This window comes from Nonomuraea deserti (assembly GCF_004348685.1).
Taxonomy (GTDB): Bacteria; Actinomycetota; Actinomycetes; order Streptosporangiales; family Streptosporangiaceae; genus Nonomuraea; species Nonomuraea deserti.
On the sequence record NZ_SMKO01000077.1, the window covers coordinates 1 to 16,545 of the forward strand.

At 73.2% G+C, this 16,545-nt stretch carries 12 protein-coding genes and 1 pseudogene; 8 read left to right on the forward strand and 5 right to left on the reverse strand.

Annotated elements, in window-relative coordinates:
- Both E1292_RS25855 and E1292_RS25860 read right to left on the reverse strand, forming a co-directional pair.
- Positions 1-2,531, reverse strand: a 2,531-nt coding sequence (locus tag E1292_RS25855) for a helix-turn-helix domain-containing protein (protein WP_132597803.1), incomplete at its 3' end; no start/stop codon positions are given.
- Positions 2,528-3,280, reverse strand: coding sequence for an HAD-IA family hydrolase (locus E1292_RS25860; RefSeq protein WP_132597804.1), 753 nt, complete (start codon positions 3,278-3,280; stop codon positions 2,528-2,530). The genes E1292_RS25860 and E1292_RS25855, both read right to left, overlap by 4 nt.
- Positions 3,281-3,425: 145 nt before the next feature.
- Between E1292_RS25860 and E1292_RS25870 the strand changes: the two genes are divergently transcribed.
- Positions 3,426-4,256, forward strand: coding sequence for a hypothetical protein (locus E1292_RS25870; protein WP_220447064.1), 831 nt, complete (start codon positions 3,426-3,428; stop codon positions 4,254-4,256).
- 45 nt (positions 4,257-4,301) lie between these two features.
- On the opposite strand, the gene E1292_RS25875 is transcribed toward E1292_RS25870, so the two are convergent.
- Positions 4,302-4,679 carry a MerR family transcriptional regulator gene (locus E1292_RS25875; RefSeq protein WP_165974739.1) on the reverse strand — a complete coding sequence of 126 codons (378 nt, stop codon included), beginning with the start codon at positions 4,677-4,679 and terminating at the stop codon, positions 4,302-4,304.
- 110 nt (positions 4,680-4,789) lie between these two features.
- Between E1292_RS25875 and E1292_RS25880 the strand changes: the two are divergent.
- The 6 genes and pseudogenes from E1292_RS25880 to E1292_RS25905 all read left to right on the forward strand — a co-directional run bounded on the left by E1292_RS25880 (position 4,790) and on the right by E1292_RS25905 (position 13,143).
- A pseudogene (locus E1292_RS25880) lies at positions 4,790-5,659 on the forward strand (oxidoreductase).
- Positions 5,660-5,670: 11 nt separating this feature from the next.
- Positions 5,671-6,579 carry a LysR family transcriptional regulator gene (locus E1292_RS25885; RefSeq protein WP_132597806.1) on the forward strand — a complete coding sequence of 303 codons (909 nt, stop codon included), beginning with the start codon at positions 5,671-5,673 and terminating at the stop codon, positions 6,577-6,579.
- Positions 6,580-6,613: 34 nt separating this feature from the next.
- The gene (locus tag E1292_RS25890; RefSeq protein WP_132597807.1) at positions 6,614-7,201 is read left to right on the forward strand and encodes a TetR family transcriptional regulator; all 588 of its coding nucleotides are present in this window, start codon (positions 6,614-6,616) and stop codon (positions 7,199-7,201) included.
- 85 nt (positions 7,202-7,286) lie between these two features.
- Complete coding sequence (locus E1292_RS25895) at positions 7,287-8,174, forward strand: ABC transporter permease (protein WP_132597808.1); 888 nt, start codon at positions 7,287-7,289, stop codon at positions 8,172-8,174.
- Positions 8,175-8,304: 130 nt separating this feature from the next.
- Positions 8,305-12,144, forward strand: a complete 3,840-nt coding sequence (locus tag E1292_RS25900; RefSeq protein ID WP_132597809.1) for a S8 family serine peptidase — start codon at positions 8,305-8,307, stop codon at positions 12,142-12,144.
- Positions 12,145-12,273: 129 nt separating this feature from the next.
- Positions 12,274-13,143, forward strand: coding sequence for an LLM class F420-dependent oxidoreductase (locus E1292_RS25905; protein ID WP_132597810.1), 870 nt, complete (start codon positions 12,274-12,276; stop codon positions 13,141-13,143).
- Positions 13,144-13,390: 247 nt separating this feature from the next.
- On the opposite strand, the gene E1292_RS25910 is transcribed toward E1292_RS25905, so the two are convergent.
- Together E1292_RS25910 and E1292_RS25915 are read right to left on the reverse strand one after the other, a co-directional pair.
- Positions 13,391-14,308, reverse strand: coding sequence for a TIGR03620 family F420-dependent LLM class oxidoreductase (locus E1292_RS25910; RefSeq protein ID WP_132597811.1), 918 nt, complete (start codon positions 14,306-14,308; stop codon positions 13,391-13,393).
- An 81-nt stretch (positions 14,309-14,389) separates the two neighbouring features.
- A complete protein-coding gene (locus tag E1292_RS25915) occupies positions 14,390-15,457 on the reverse strand; it encodes a TIGR04222 domain-containing membrane protein (RefSeq protein WP_132597812.1) in 1,068 nt (355 codons plus the stop codon).
- A 417-nt stretch (positions 15,458-15,874) separates the two neighbouring features.
- On the opposite strand from E1292_RS25915, the gene E1292_RS25920 reads away from it, so the two are divergent.
- Positions 15,875-16,510 (forward strand): Rv1733c family protein, encoded by a 636-nt coding sequence (locus E1292_RS25920; protein ID WP_132597813.1) that lies wholly within the window; start codon positions 15,875-15,877, stop codon positions 16,508-16,510.
- The last annotated feature ends 35 nt before the right edge of the window (positions 16,511-16,545 follow it).

Genomic DNA, 16,545 nt, shown 5'->3' on the forward strand with positions numbered 1-16,545 from the left:
AGGCACTCGTCCCGGTCCAGCGCCTCCAGGGTGGGATGGGCCATGGCGGGGCCGCGCCCGGGCGGGCGGTCCTGACCGCCGCCGAGCAGGTCCTCGACCGTGGTCTGCAGGGCGTCCGCCAGGCGGTAGAGGGCGCCGGTGTCGGGCGTGTCGGCGTTCTCTTCCAGATATTTCACGTAACCAGGCGACATATCTGCCTTGTCGGCCACCTGTTCCCGGGTCAAGCCGAGACGTTCGCGGTGGTGAATGATGCGGCGTCCGAAATCGCCGGTCCCTGTCATGATCACTTCTCCTCGCGTATAGGTGCGGCGCACGGTGCCGTTGATGCGCGCCTCGCGATGGTCGGCGTCGACGAAGATCTGGCGCCCGTGGTAACGCAGCGGCATGCACACCAGGCCGAGCCGGTCGGGCACCAGCGGATCCAGCCGCAGCCGCCCGCCCCGTTCGAGCTCCAGGCCCAGGTAGCAGCTCTGCAGCAGGTCGAGCGTGCCGCCCATGGCTCCCAGGTGGATGCCCTCCGCGGTCGTGCCGCCCTGCACGTCACTGACGTCGCCGGTGAGGGCCTCGATGAAGAAGTCCCAGGACCGTTCCCGGCTGCGGCGGGCCAGGATCCAGGCGTGCACGACGGCGCTGAGCGTGGAGCCGTGGCTGGTGCGGCGCAGGTAGTAGGAGATCGTCCTGGAGATCAGGCCGGGGTCGGGCGTGTAGCCGAGCCGTTCCAGGATGCCGGTCAGCTCCTCGTCGCCCAGCAGGTAGCAGAGCATGAGGGTGTCGGCCTGCTTGGAGGCCTGGTAGCGGTTGACGTCGTCGCCGTCGGCCTCCAGCGCCCGGTCCAGGCGGCGCACGCCGCGATAGCGGTCCCAGTCGAGCTCCAGCAGGTCGCCGTACCCCGTGAACTGGCTGATGACGCCCTGGTGGAAGTCGACCCGCATGCGGCGGCTGACGTCGTCCCAGAGGGCCAGTTCGGCGGCCGGCGGCGCCAGGTGCGGCGCCAGCACGGCGGTCTCGCGGGCGCGCGTCATCAGCCACACGGTCATGATGTTGGTGTAGGCGTTGTTCGCCAGGCCGGGTTCGTCGGAGCCCGGATAGCCGTCGTGATACTCGTCGGGGCCCATGACGCCGCGGATCTCGTAGCGGCCGTCGCGGAGCTCGGCCAGCGAGGCGAAGAACCTGGCGATGTCGAGCATCAGCTCGGCGCACCACGGCGGCATCGAGCCGGTGGCCAGATAGTGGTGCCACACGTTGTAGGCGATGGCCAGGCCGACGTGCCGCTGGCGGTGGGAGTTGTCCGGCAGCCAGCGGCCGGAGGCGGGATTGAGGTGCAGCGTCTGCGTCTCCTCACGGCCGTCGCTGCCGCTCTGCCACGGGAACATCGCGCCTTCGTACCCGGCCTCCGCGGCCGCGTCCCTGGCCTCGGGCAGGCGCCGCCAGCGGTAGCGCAGCAGGCCGAGCGAGATTTCGGGAAAGCGCAGGTTCAGCCACGGCTCCACGAACAGCTCGTCCCAGAACACGTGCCCCCGGTACGCCTCGCCGTGCAGGCCCCGGGCGGGCACCCCGGCGTCGAGGTCGGCGGTGTGCGGGGAGAGCGTCTGGAGCAGGTGGAAGACGTAAAGGTGGACGAGCTGCGACAGCTCAGGGCCGTCCACGTCGAGCCGGGCCCGCCGCCACAGGCACTCCCACGCCGACGCGTGGCGGGCCAGCAGCTCGTCGAAGCGCGGCGCGCGGCGCACGTGACGCAGCGCCGACGAGCGCGGGTCGTGGCCGGCGGGGTCGCGCGAGCTCGTCAGCGCCACGATCTTCGTGAGCCGGGCCGGCTCGCCCTCGGCCAGGTCGAGCACGTGGTCGGAGGTGATGTGGTCGCCGCCCAGCGTGGGCCGCGCGGCCGGCGCGTCCCCGTCGGTCCTGGTGGCCAGCGCCACCATGACGTGAGCGTTGCGCGTGGTCGCCGTCAGCCAGGCCAGGCCGTCGTCCGCGCCCGTCTCGTGCCCGGTGAGATGGTCGCCGCGCAGGTCGCGGTAGCGGGCCACGCCGCAGTTCGTCACCCGGCCCTCCAGCGTGCAGCACACCCGCATCGGCCCCGACCAGTTCTCCGCGGTGAACGTGGTCTCCAGCGCGGCCAGGGCGCAGTCGGCCATGGACACCAGGCGGCGCTGGCGTACGTGGGTGACCCGGCCCGCGCCGTCGCGCCAGCGCAGCTCCCGCGTCAGCACGCCGTGCCGCAGGTTCAGCTCATGCCGGTAGCGCAGCAGGTCGGCGTCCTCGGGCCGGAACCAGCCGGACCCCGGCGTGGCGAACGTCAGCGGCAGCCAGTCGGGCAGGTTGACGATGTCCTCGTTCGTCACCGTACGGCCGGCCACCACCGAGTCGAGCCGGTCGTAGCAGCCCGCCAGGTACGTGCCCGGGGTGCGCGGCCGCCCGTCGGGAGTGGCCCCCCGCGTCGCGAACCGGCCGTTGCCGAGCGTGCACAGCGCCTCGCGCAACCCCTCGCCGGCGGGGTCGAAACCCTCGTAGACGAGCGTCCAGGCGTTCATCGCCGTCCCACGGGCACCCGCCCGGTCACGCTCGCGTCGGCCAGGTCGGCCATCACCGCGTCGGCTCCGGCCGCGCGCATCGCCGCCTCCTGGGTGCCGCTCCTGTCCACCGCGACGATCAGCCCGAACCCGCCCCTGCGGCCGGCCTCGACCCCCGGCAACGCGTCCTCCACGATCGCCACCTCGGCCCCGGGCACGTGCAGGCGGTGGGCCGCCTCCAGGAACAGCGCGGGATCCGGCTTGCCCGGCAATCCCAGCTCGGCCGCGTCGATGCCGTCGACCACCGCGTCGAACAGGTGCAGCAGGCCCGCGGACGCCACCACCGCGCGGCAGTGCCTGCTGGCCGAGACCACCGCCGTACGGGCCCCGCGGCGCCGCAACTCGTGCAGCAGCGCGACGGTCGAAGGGAACGCGGCCACACCGTGCTTGTCGATCTGCTCCTGGAACAACGCGTCCTTGGCCAGCCCGAGCCCGTGGACGGTCGGCGCCCCCGTCTCGTCGCGAGGGCCGCCTTCCGGCAGCGAGACGCCGCGCGAGGCCAGGAACGTGCGCACCCCGTCGAGCCGCGGTCGGCCGTCCACGTACGCCAGGTAGTCGGCGCGGATGTCGAACGGCTCCGCCCCCCGACCCCGCAGGAAGGCGTCGAACACGTGCTTCCACGCGGCCGCGTGCACCCGGGCCGTGTCGGTGACCACGCCGTCGGTGTCGAAGACCACCGCGCGGAGTTTGCTGAGGTCGAAGGTGGACATGTCAGGACGCTACCCGCGTACGGGCCTGTCAGCCCTGACCGTACGACCCGGCTTCCGGGGTGGCGGCCGCGCGGGCTTCATGCGGGCCCGAACCATCGGCGATACGTTGGGTTCGCCACCGTGAGCGTTGTCGCAGGAGGTCCGCATGAAGGTGATCCGCGTGCTGCCGCCCCTGCTGGCGGCGCTCGGGGTCGCCGTCGCCGGCTGCGGCGGCGGGACGGACCCCGAGGTGACGGCCACCGCGCCGCCCTCGACCGCGCCTTCGACCGCGTCCTCGACCTCGGCCGGGCCCACCGGCCCGCCCAGCCCGTCCGCCTCGGCCACTCCGGACGCCGGCACGCCCGCACCGGGCGAGTCCCTCATCGCCGGCCGCTACCAGCCGCTGTGGCCGTTCTCCACCCAGGAGGAGGCGGCGCGCTGGCGGGACACCCAGGGAGAGGACGGCGACCAGGCATGGCACCTCGACGCCGCCCGCACCGCGCTCGCCTTCACCCGCGACTATCTCGGCTTCACCGAGATCGACCGGGCCGTCAAGACCGAGCAGGAAGGCGCGCACGCGCGCGTGCACGTCGGCTACCGCAGCCAGGAGGGCGACCGGCCGGCGGTCGCCGCCGTCGTGCACCTCATGCGGTACGGGCCGGGCGAGGACGCCCCGTGGGAGGTCGTCGGCACCGACGACACCTCGTTCACGCTGACGAAGCCGGCGTACGGCGCCGAAGTGAGCTCGCCGCTCACCGTGGGTGGGCGCATCTCGGGCGTGGACGAGAGCATCACCGTCCACGTGCGCCGGCCGGGCTCGGACGCCCCGCTGGGCGAGCGGTGCTGCGTGCCCGCCGGGGGCCGGAAAGCACCCTGGTCGGCCACGGTCGACTTCACGGCCCGGCCGGGGAAGACCCTCACCGTCGTGGTCTCCACGGGCGGTCACGTGGCGACGGTCGAACGCTTCGCGGTGACGGGCGTCAGCGTCACGTCCTGAAAGCCTCCAAGGCACACCGGAACCAGCCCTACGGGGGAGCCCGGCTCAGCCGGCCAGTGATGCCCGCAGCTCCGCGCGATACGCGCGGTTCGCCGCCATCAGCTCGTCGAGTGCGTCGCGGGTGCGGACGAGGTCGGCGATGTGCGCGGAGAGCCGGTCGCGCTCCCGCGCCATCCGCTCCAGGGCGGCGTCGGAGTTGTCCTCGCCGGGCGCGTCGACGCACGGGAGCACTTCGGCGATGGTGCGGCTGGACAGACCCGCGGCGTACAGGCGCTGGATGAACGTGACCCGCTCGACCTCGTCGTCCGTGTAGTGCCGTTGCCCGCTCGCGCTGCGGGTGCTGGCGAGCAGCCCCTGCTCCTCGTAGTAACGCAGCGACCGGACGCTGACCCCCGTCCGTGACGCGAGTTCGCCGATGCGCACATCGTCCTCCCCGTGTGATCTCCGGCACAACGCTTGCCTCTGACATCCATGTGAGCTTTTAGCCTACTCGTCGTACCCGCGATCCGTGATCGACGACTATGGAGGACGACGTGACGACCCTTTTCGACAGCTATCGGCTCGGTGACCTGACACTGCCCAACCGCCTGGTGATGGCCCCGATGACGCGAAGCCGGGCCGGCGCCGGCGGTCTCGCGACGCCGTCGATGGCGGCGTACTACGCTCAGCGTGCGACGGCCGGGCTGATCATCTCCGAGGGCGTGCAGCCGAGCCTGATCGGACAGTCCAACCCGGGCACGCCGGGACTGCACACCGATGAGCAGGTTGCCGCGTGGCGCCCGGCGACCGCGGCCGTGCACGCCGGCGGCGGGCGGATCTTCGCCCAGCTCATGCACGGCGGACGGGTCTCGGAGGCTCGGTGACCAACCGGATCCGGTTCGCCGTCGAAGCGGCGTCCGCGACCGCCGAAGCCGTCGGCGGGGCCAGGACCGGGATCCGCCTCTCCCCGGGCGCGACGTTCTGGGGCGTGGCGGAGACCGATGTCCCGGAGCTGTACAGCGCGCTGCTGGCCGAGCTGGCCCGCCTCGACCTGGCCTACGTCCGCCTCGAGGCCACCGCCGGCGAAGACGTGCTGATCGGGCTGCGCCGCGCGTGGCCGGGCACCCTCATCATGAACCCGGTGCCGCCGATGGGCCCGAAGCAGACCGGACGGGCCGAGGCCGACCACTGGCTGGGGCTGGGCGCCGAGCTCATCAGCTTCGGCCGCGGCTTCCTCGCCAACCCCCGACCTGGTCGAGCGGCTGCGCACCGGCCTGCCGATCGCTCCCGTCGACGAGGCGACGTACTACCAGGGCGGTGACGCGGGCTACCTGACCTACCCGGCGTACCGGTACACCGCCCGAGGCCGGCCCGGACCGGCGTGCAGATCCAGAAGCCGTGATGATGGATCGGGCTGCTGCTAGCATGCGTCGTTATGGAACTGCGGCAGCTCGAATACTTCGTGGCGGTCGCCGAGGAGGCCGGCTTCACCAGGGCGGCGGCCCGGCTGCACGTCGCCCAGCCGGGCGTGAGCGCGCAGATCCGCCAGCTCGAACGCGAGCTCGGCGAGCCGCTGTTCGACCGGTCCGGCCGCACCGTGCGGCTGACGGCGGTGGGCGAGGCGGTGCTGCCGTACGCGCGGGCCGCGCTGGCGGCGGCCGGCGGGATGCGCCAGGCCGTGGACGAGCTCACCGGATTGCTGAGCGGCCACGTCGTGATGGGCAGCGTGTCCGCCCCCTCGGTGCTCGGGCTGCCCGGGATGCTCGCCGACTTCCACGAGCGATACCCGTCGGTGGAGATCTCGCTCGTGTTCAACGACCCGGTGACGCTGCTCGACGGCGTCCTCGGCGGCCGGCTCGACCTCGGGCTGCTCGACCTCGGGCTGCTCGGCCTGGGCGCCGGGCTGCCGCCGGACGTGGAGGTGCAGGTCGTGGTGGACCAGCCGCTCGTGGCCGCCGTACGCCGCGACAACGAGGCTCCCAGCGGGACCTCGATCGCGGTGGCGGGGCTGGAAGGACGGCCGCTGATCAGCCTGCCCCCGGGCACCGGGCTGCGGGCGACGCTGGAGGACGCCTGCGCGCGGGCGGGGTTCGCGCCGCACGTGGCGTTCGAGGCCGGCGAGCCGCTCGTGCTCGGCCGGCTGGCCGCGCGCGGGCTCGGCATGGCGATCCTGCCCGAGTCGGCGGTCGCGGGCGTCGAGTCCGAGCTGCGCGTGCTGGCCCTGACCGGGCCTCCCATGCGCGCCAGGATGGGGCTGGTCTGGCGGGCGAGCGGGCCGAGGAGCCCGGCGGGCCGGGCGTTCGTCGAGCACGCCCGCCACCACCTGCCCGACCTCGGCGGATAACCTGAATGACCGTTCACTGACCAGCGGAGGCATCATGGGCAGGCCCCGTACGACCAGCGACGAGGCGATCCTCCGAGCCGCCGCCCGCGCGATCGGCAGGCACGGGCCGCAGAGCCTCACCCTGGCCGTGGTCGCCCAGGAGGCCGGGCTGTCCCCGGCCACCCTGGTGCAGCGGTTCGGCTCGAAGCGCGGCCTGCTCCTCGCGCTGGCCGAGCAGGCCAAGGAGAGCGTGGCGCAGCCGTTCCTGCGCGCCAGGGAGGAGCACGGCTCGCGGCTGGAGGCGCTGCGGGCCGCCGTGGTCGGCCTGTCGGAAAGCGTGGCCACCCCGGAAGAGCTGGCCAACAGCCTCGGCTTCCTGCAACTCGACCTGACCGACCCCGGCTTCCGCGCCCACGCCGCCGAGCACGCCCGCCGTACGCGCGACGAGATGGCCGCGCTGCTGGCCGAGGCGGTGGCGGCGGGGGAGCTTGAGGGCGAGACGGACGTCGCGCGGCTGGCCCACGCGGTGCAGGTGACCTACAACGGCGTGCTCATCCTGTGGGCGCTGACCGGCGAGGGCGCCCTCGCCGACGCGATGCGCGACGCGCTCGACGAGACGCTGCGCCCGTACAGGAACGGATGAACCGACCCTCCGCGAACAGGCTGGACCGACGCCCCGTGCGTCAGGGGATGATCGGGGTGAACGGCCACCGGTCATCGAGGTAGTCATGAGCCACGTGGAGAACGGTCCGAAGGAGTCGCTGGAGGCGCTCGCCAGGAGACATGGCCTGCGTCCCGCCGTCGCGCGGCCGCCGTTCCCCGTCTACCTGCGCCTGCTGTGGGAGCGGCGCCACTTCGTCCTCACCTACGCCGCCTCCAGGAACGTCTCGAGATATTCCGGCTCGGCTCTGGGGCAGCTCTGGCAGGTCATCACCCCGCTGCTGAACGCCGCGATCTACTACGTGATGTTCGGGCTCATCCTGGGCGGCAGCAGGAACGTCGACAACTACCCGGCCTTCCTGCTGACCGGCATGTTCGTCTTCACGTACACGCAGCGGGCCGCCACCGCGGGCGCCAAGTCGATCTCCGGCAACCTGTCGCTGATCCGCGCCCTGCACTTCCCCCGCGCCGCGCTGCCGCTGGCGTACACGATCCAGGAGCTGCGGCAGCTGGCCGTCTCCATGGGCGTGTTGCTGCCCATCGTGGTCGCCACCGGCGAGCCCCCCACCTGGCACTGGCTGATGATCCCGGTCGTGCTGGGCCTGCAGACCCTGTTCAACGTCGGGGCCGGGCTGATCCTGGCCCGGCTGGGCGCCTCGCTGCGCGACCTCAACCAGCTGCTGCCGTTCGTCATGCGCACGTGGTTGTACGCGTCCGGGGTGTTCTTCGCCATCCACGACAAGGTGGTCGGCAGCGCGGGGCTGCCGGAGTGGGTGGCCACCGCGATGTACCTGAACCCGGCGGCCTCCTACATCGAGTGGATGCGGGACATCCTCATGGCCGGTCACACGCCGCCGGTGATGGTGTGGGCCGCGTGCGTGTCCTGGGCGGTGGCGGCGCTGGTGATCGGAGGCCGGTACTTCTGGCGGGCCGAGGACAGGTACGGGCGGGGCTGACCCGGGCCGATTCGGTATACCCAAAATTGGCCCGGGCCGGCTGAGGGCCCTGGTGGGGCTGGTACAAGGGAGGCGAACCCGATCTTCCAGCGTGGGAGCGTTCCCACCGGTAGCTGAGGAGAGAAATCCCTTGCACCACCGGCACCTCAGGCTCCCGGCGCTCTTAGCCGGCGCCGCACTCGTCCTCGCCCTCGGCGCGAGCCCCGGCCACGCCACCCCTCCCGGCCAGACCACCACCGCGGGCCCCGCCACGGCCGTCCAGGTCGCCGCCGAAGCCGGCGCGCCCGTGACCATCACGCTGATCACCGGCGACGTCGTCACGTACACGCCGGTCAAGGACGGCATCCCCAAGATCTCCATCCAGGAGGCCCCGCGCCCCGACGGCACACCGGTCACCTTCGCGACCCTCCCGGGCAGGAACGGCGGCCGGCTGGTCCTGCCGTCCGACGCCGCGCCGCTGGTCTCGGCGGGAACCCTGGACGAGACGCTGTTCGACGTCGTCACGCTGGCCCGCGAAGGCCGTACCGACCGCATCCCGCTGCTGGTCACCTACCGGGGCGAGCCCGCCGCGTCCGCGCTGTCCGCGACCGCGGGCACCCTGGCCGGCGCCGCGGACGTGCGCCCGCTGCCCAGCATCGACGGCGCCGCGCTCACCGTGCAGCCGGCCGACGCGGGCCGGTTCTGGAACGGTTTCCTCGGCGAGCGGCCCGCGCTCGAGAGGACGGCGGGCGGCATCGCCAAGATCTGGCTGGACCGGCAGGTCACGGCGTCGCTCGACAAGAGCGTGCCGCTCATCGGCGCGCCCGCCGGCTGGGAGAAGGGCTACGACGGCACCGGGACCAAGGTCGCCGTGCTCGACACGGGCATCGACGCCGAGCACCCCGACGTCGCCGGGAAGATCGCCGCCAGCGAGAACTTCTCCACGTCCCCGAACATCACCGACAAGAAGGGCCACGGCACCCACGTCGCCTCCACCATCGCGGGCTCCGGCAGCGCCTCGGGAGGGACGTACAAGGGCGTCGCGCCCGGCGCCTCCCTGCTGATCGGCAAGGTGCTCGGCGACGACGGCAGGGGCGACTGGTCGTGGGCCATCGCCGGCATGGAATGGGCCGCCGAGCAGGGCGCCGACGTGGTCAACATGAGCCTGGGCAGCTGCTGCGGCGACGGCACCGACCCGATGAGCCAGGCCGTCAACGAGCTCACCAAGGCGCACGGCACGCTGTTCGTCGCCGCCGCCGGCAACGCCGGGCAGACGCTCACGGTGGACATCCCCGCCGCCGCGGACGAGGCCGTCGCCGTCGGCTCGGTGGACAAGGACACCGGCACGTCGCTGAGCGGCTTCTCCAGCAAGGGACCCCGGTTGTACGACGCGGCCGTCAAGCCGAACATCGTCGCCCCCGGCGACGGCATCGTGGCCGCCCTCTCCTCCGCCTCGTCCGGCGAACCGTACCCGGGCAACGAGCGTTACACCGCCGGCTCCGGCACCTCCATGGCCACCCCGCACGTGGCCGGCGCCGCGGCGATCCTGGCCCAGCAGCACCCCGGCTGGGACGCCGACGAGCTGCGCGACGCGCTGACCTCCACCGCCGCGCGCGACGGCGGCCACAACTGGTTCGAGCAGGGCAGCGGCCGGGTCGACGTGGCCCGCGCGGTCACCCAGCAGGTGTTCGCGACGTGGGCCGTCGACTTCCGCGTGCTCGACGGCGAGCCCGCGACGCGGCAGGTCACGTACCGCAACACCGGGAGCGAGGACGTCACCCTGGCCGTCGCGCCCGCGACCCGCGGCTGGAGCGGCAGGCCCGCGCCCGAAGGGGCGGTGAGCCTCAGCGCCGGGAGCGTCACCGTGCCCGCGAACGGCTCCGCCACCGTCGACGTCACCGTCGATCCCGCCAAGGGGGAGATCGGCGCGTACGGCGGCTGGATCACCGCGAGCGGCGGCGGCGCCGAACTGGTCACGCCGTTCAGCTACTACACCGGCCCGCCCACCCACCAGCTGACCGTCTCGCTGATCAACTCCTACGGCATCAAGGAGTTCGGCAGCGGCCGCGAGGGCACCGAGCCGCTCGTCTACTACATCCCGATGAAACGCGAGGTCAGCCCCGAGGACCCGTTCTACCCGGCCGGTTACTACACCGCCCGCACCGACGCCCGGGGCAACAGGCAGGTGCCGCTGCCCGCGGGTGACTACGAGGTGGTCACCGTGATCCACGACGCGACGACCGCCAACCGTACCAGCATGGTCATCGGGACCGTCACGCTCGACGGCGACAGGACGGTCACTCTGGACGCCCGCGACACCACGCCGATCAAGCCGGTCACCGGGGAGAGGACGGAAGGCGACGGAAGGGTCTGGTACGTCCGCACGTTCACCGACCGCAACAACCCCGTTGCCGTGTACGCGGGCACCGGCCCCGGCCAGGACCTCTACGTCACGCCCGTCGGCAAGGTCCAGGCCGGCGAGCTGCGGCTCTCCCACGGTTGGCGGCTCGACCCCGCCGCGCTGACCTCCGCGACCGCGGGCCGGCTCCGGCTCGACCCCGTCTACGACGTCGCCGACATGCACGCCGCCCTGACCGAGGACCGCACCCTCCCCGTCGTGTCCGTGGGACAGGGCAGGGAGGCGGACTTCCAGGGCGTCGACGTGGCGGGCAAGCTGGTCCTGGCCGGGGTGCCGGTCGGGGACGGCGACGCGTCGTACCGCGGCGCGGTCGGCGCGATGGACCAGGCCGCCAGGCTCGCCGCCGCGCGCGGCGCCGCCGGCTTCGCCGGCTACCTCGACGTCGACGGAGGCAGGGCCAGGGCGCCCTACTCCACCGGGCAGTTCCTGGGGCTGGGGCTGAGCGCCGAACAGGGCCGCGCGCTGCGCGCCGCCTTGGACGCGCGGCCCGTCTCCATGCGCCTGGAGCCGGACGACGGGGGACCGGTGTACCGCCTGCGCTACGACGAGCGCGGCCGGATCCCCGGCAGGGCCCCCAAGGTGGACACGCGGGACCTCGTGCGGATCGACGCCCAGTATCACGCCGACCAGCCGGGCACCTCCGGCCGGGAGTTCGGGTCGTCCACCACGGGCGAGGAACCTGGCGAGATCACGTACGGGCAGCCTCTCACCATGCCGCTGGCCCGCACCGAGTACTTCGGCCCGGTCGACGACAAGGTCACCTGGAGCCGCGAGATCACCAACCAGAGCCTGCGCCTGCACTCCAGCGACCGCTTCACCCGGCACGACCGCCGGCAGAGCGAGCACTGGTTCAAGGCGCCCCTGGCGCCGGGCGCCGCCGAGCAGCCCAAGGGCTACCCGGCCGGCGTGCCGTGCGTGATGTGCCGCGACGGCGACCGGTTCGTGCCGCTCGACCGGTGGTCGGACTCCGACCCGCGCCACCTCACCAACCTGAGCACGGCCGAGGTCAAGTCCGCGCCACGGTTGTTCGCGGGCGACCGGGAGATCCCGGTGCAGGGGCGCGCGCCCCGCTCCTTCACCGTCCCCGAGGGGAGCGCGGAGTACCGGCTGCAGAGCGTCGACACCACCAAGCGAACACTGTCGCCGGAGGTGACCACCGAGTGGTCGTTCGCCTCCTCGCCGCCGTCCGGCACGCCTGACGGGCCGACCTGCTCGTACGGGCCGTCGTGCGCCGTCCAGCCGGCGATCCTGCTCAGCTACGACCTCCCGCTCGACCTGCTGAACCGGGCGCGGGCCGGCCTGCCGTTCACGTTCGAGATCGGGGCCGGCCCGCACGGATCGCTCCCGGAGCAGCACGCGGTCAAGCGGCTCAAGGCCGAGTACTCGGTCGACGACGGCGCCACCTGGCTGCCGGCGCTCACCGGGAAACGGGGCCAGGACCGCTACCAGGCGCTGGTGGTGCATCCGCCGCTCCGCGCCACCAGCGGGTACGTCTCCCTGCGGGTCACCGCGTCGAACAAGACGGGAGCCACGGTCACGCAGACCATCGAGCGGGCGTACGCGCTGAAGTGAGCCGCGCGGCCGGCGCCTCCCGGGATTACCGTGGGCGGCGCCGGCCGGTGGGCGGAGCGTCGGACGCGGGAGCGGCGCCGGGCACGCGATGATGGTTCGCAGACGTCGGATGTCGAACGGGAGCCATATATGCGAATCGGTGTCGTCTTTCCGCAGAACGAGATCGGCGCGGACGTGGGCGCGGTGCGCGCCTACGGGCAGGCGGCCGAGGAGCTCGGATTCCGGCACGTGATGGCCTTCGATCACGTGGTCGGCGCCGACCCGGCGGTCCACCAGGGCTGGGAAGGACCCTACGACGTGCGGAGCACGTTCCACGAGCCCATGGTCCTGTTCGGTTACCTGGCCGCGCTGACCACGCTGGAACTGGTCACCGGCATCGTCATCCTGCCGCAGCGCCAGACGGTCCTGGCGGCCAAGCAGGCGGCGGAGGTCGACCTGCTCACCGGCGGCCGCTTCCGGCTGGGCGTGGGGCTGGGCTGGAACCAGGTCGAGTACGAAGCCCTCGGCCAGGACTTCACCACCCGGGGCAGGCGCATGGAGGAGCAGGTCGTGCTGATGCGCCGGTTGTGGACCGAGGAGTCGGTCACGTTCGAGGGTGACTTCGACCGGGTGACCGGAGCGGGCCTCGCGCCGCTGCCGGTGACCAGGCCGATCCCCGTCTGGTTCGGCGCGCAGTCGCCGCCGGCCTACCGCCGCGCCGGCCGGCTGGCCGACGGGTGGTTCCCGCAGATGTCTCCCGGCCCTGAGCTGGACGAGGCGAGGGCCGTCGTCGAGGAGGCCGCCTCGCAGGCCGGACGTGACCCCTCCGGCATCGGCATGGAGGGGCGGGTCAGCTGGAAGGGCGACGCCGACGAACTGGGCGCGCTGGCCGCCCGGTGGCGGGAGGCCGGCGCCACGCATCTGGCCGTCAACACCATGAAAGCGGGACTGAGGTCCGTCGACGAGCACATCGGCGCCCTGGCGACCGCGTCCGTCACGCTCGGACTGCGCGAGAGTTGAGCCGGGCCGGGCACGCGGTGCCCGGGGCCGCGTGCCGGGCGGGCCCGGTCGGGACAAGCCGCCCCCGGGCCGAGCGTGGGGCGGGTCCGGTAGGGGCGAGCCGCCCCCGGGCCGAGCGTGGGGCGGGTCCGGTAGGGGCGAGCCGCTCCCGGGCCGAGCGTGGGGCGGGTCCGGTAGGGGCGAGCCGCTCCCGGGCCGCGCGAGTGGCGGGTCCGGGAACAGGGTGGGCGGACGGCGCCGGACCGGGTCAGATCGAGGCGAGGCCGGCGCCGACCAGGACGCGCAGGTGCTCCAGCAGGTCGTCGGGCGTGGCGGCGAGCGGCTGGACGCAGACGTGGTCGGCGCCGGCGTCGAGGTGGTCGCGCACCCTCTCGATGATCTTCTCCGGGTCGCCCCAGGCCACGATGGCGTCGACCAGCGCGTCGCTGCCGCCACCGGCGACGTCGTCCTCACTCCAGCCCAGGTCGAGCAGGTTGTTCACGTAGTTCGGCAGGCTGAGGTAGAGCGACATGAAACGGCGGGCGGTCTGCCGCGCCCGTGCCGGATCGGTGTCGAGCACGACCGTCTGCTCCGGCGCCAGCACGGGATCGGGACCGAGGACGGCGCGGGCGCGGCTGGTGTGCTCCACGGGGACGAAATAGGGGTGCGCCCCCTGCGTACGCTGGGCGGACAGCTCCAGCATCCGGGGCCGGAGCGCCGCCAGCAGTCGCGGCGCCGGCGCGGGCAGCGGGCCGCCATATTTCGTCGCGTCCATGGCGTCGAGGTAGTCGCGCATCGCCGACACCGGCCTGCTGTAGTCATGGCCGCGCATCTCCACGGCGGGCGCGTGGCTCACGCCCAGGCCGAGCACGAACCGCCCGCCGTACGCCTCGGCGAGCGCGTTCGCGCCGTTCGCGGCGGCGGTGGCGTCGCGGGCCCAGATGCTGGCGATCCCGGTGGCGATCATCATGCTCTGGGTCGCGTCGAGCAGCAGCGCCGCGTGGACCAGCGACTCCTTGCCCGCCGGGGTCTCACCGAACCACAACGTCCCGAATCCCAGGCTCTCGATCTCGCCCGCCGCGTCCCGCTCGACCGCGGCGTACTCCCCGGTCAGCGTGGCGTTCCAGACGCCCACCCGCCCCATGCGCCGCTTCAGCGCCGCCACGTCGATGCTCGCCTCCGGCATCGCAGTCACCACCTCGGTCGTCACCTGCCACTCAGGCCACCACGATATGTGGCGCAACGTCGGCGTAGCGCAAGGCCCGCTTCATGACTTGCCGTCGTCTTTGTCACACGCCCCCACCGCTTCGGGCCCGCGTCGTCCTGGGCCCGCGTCGCCTCCGCTGTCTCCACCGCCGCTGCTGCTGTCTCCGCCGCTGAAGTCGCCTCCGCCGTGGCCGCCGCCCGAGTGCGAGCCGGCGCGGTCGGAGCCGAAGAGGTTGCCGAAGTCGAAGAAGCCGCCACCGCACGACCCTCCGCCGGAGCCGACGGCGGTGTCGTGCAGCGGGATGGCCGTCCTGCCGTACGATCCGCAGTGCCCTGGAGCGCAGCACGCGGCGCGCGAGCGGGTCCTGGCCCGGGTGTCGCGGCGCAGCGTGTCGGCGAGCCGCCGGTCGGGCAGCTTCGTCAACCCGTGCAACGCCACCCCGCTGATGTCGTCGGAGCTCTGCCACTTGCCGTCCGCGAGGCCCCGGACGTCCGCCCGCTCCAGCGCCGCCCGTCCGGCCTTGGTGAGCGGGTCGGCGAGCCGGCGGCGGAGCAGGTAGGAGCAGACGAGCCCGGCCACGGCGGCCACGGCAGCGATCACGACCGCGCCCCCGGGACCGTGCAGGGCCGCTCCCACGGCGGCCGCGAGCACCGCCAGCGCGGCGAGGACGACCAGCAGGCCGGTACGGCGCCGCGCCCGCACCCTGTCGGCCGGCGGCATCAGGTAGCCCCGACGCGACAGGGGCGTGGACAACCATCGCATCGCTTCCGCGTCGCCGACGCCGTGGCGTACCTCGGCCGCGGTGGATCCGCCCACGCCGGCCTTGACCTGCCCGTAGACCGCTCGCTCGATGCGGACCCGCTTGTTCGGCCGGAACCCCTGCACCGGCGTGACGACCCCCTCGCTGGACACCCGCACCCCACCCTGGGCGACCAGCGACACCAGCGCCGTATTGATCACCCGGCGCGGCCCGCCCGCGAGATAGGCCGCCTGGTAGAGGTCGAGTGGAGAACCTGTGGCGGCCGACGCCCGGGATCGGGCGGCGGACAGCGCCAGTTGCGTGCGCGTCGCGGCCAGGGCGATGAGTGCGACCAGCGAGATGGCGATCGCGTAGGAAACCCCGTCCATGTGTCTCCCTTTGAGCAGAGAAATGATGAAACGCAGGCGGCCCCCTGTGCTTGAAAGACGTTCCCCGCCGGGCCGGCGGTTCCCCGGCGGGTTGGCAGAATGAGCAGAAGGCAGAATGAGCGGAGGTGCGGCGAGCGGGGCCCGCGACCGGTTGATCACCGTGCGGCCCGGCCGCGACCGTCTCGGCGTGCAACGCGTGCAACGCGTGCAACGCTTGGCCCGCGGGCGGCCTACGGACGGCGCGCGGGCGGCGCGCCGGGGGCCCAGGGACGGTCCACGGACGGCCTATGGACGGCCTATGGACGGGCTATGGACGGGCTATGGACGGGCTATGGGCGGCGCGCGTCCATAGGGGGTTTCACCAGGAAATATCCTGATACGGCGGAGCCCGGGCGGGCAGGGACCTATGAGGGACCCATGCCTCTGCCGGACATGATGGCGCCACCCGGAGAGGGCCGTCAGGGGGTGTTCGTGATGCGCGACTCGGTGATGCGACAAGTGCGGAGATACCGGTTCGACCGCAATCCGCTGCGCCGCCGGTCCGACCGCCTGGAAAGTCTCGCGCTGCTGATCGCCGTGCTGCTGTTGCTGCTCAGCGTGTGGCCCGCGGTGGCGGCCGGGCGGCAGACGTACCAGAACGCGGCCGGCGCGGGCGCCGGCGGGCGGTTGCAGGTGGACGCGACGCTGCTGGCGGACGTGCCCGTCAGCCCGACGTCGTTCGGGTCGGTGCCCCGGGGCGGCCCGGCCGAGGCGCGGTGGACGATGCCCTCTGGGCAGGAGCACACCGGCCAGGTACGCGCGCCCGCCCTGGCCAAGGCGGGCACCAAGGTGCGGCTCTGGGTCGACGAGACCGGCCGGCCGACGCTCCCGCCCCCGACCGCGGTGGAGATCCACGTCACCGGCGTGGTGACGGGGATGCTCGTCATGCTGGCCGCGGTGGCGGCGGTGCTGACGGCGCTGGCGGGCTTCCGGTGGCTGGTGGACCGCGGCCGGTATCGCGCGTGGGAGGACGCCTGGTCGCTGGTCGACGAACGGCGGCGCCGCCGGTCATAGGCGCATCCCCGCCGTCCGGAGTGGCATCGAGGGTC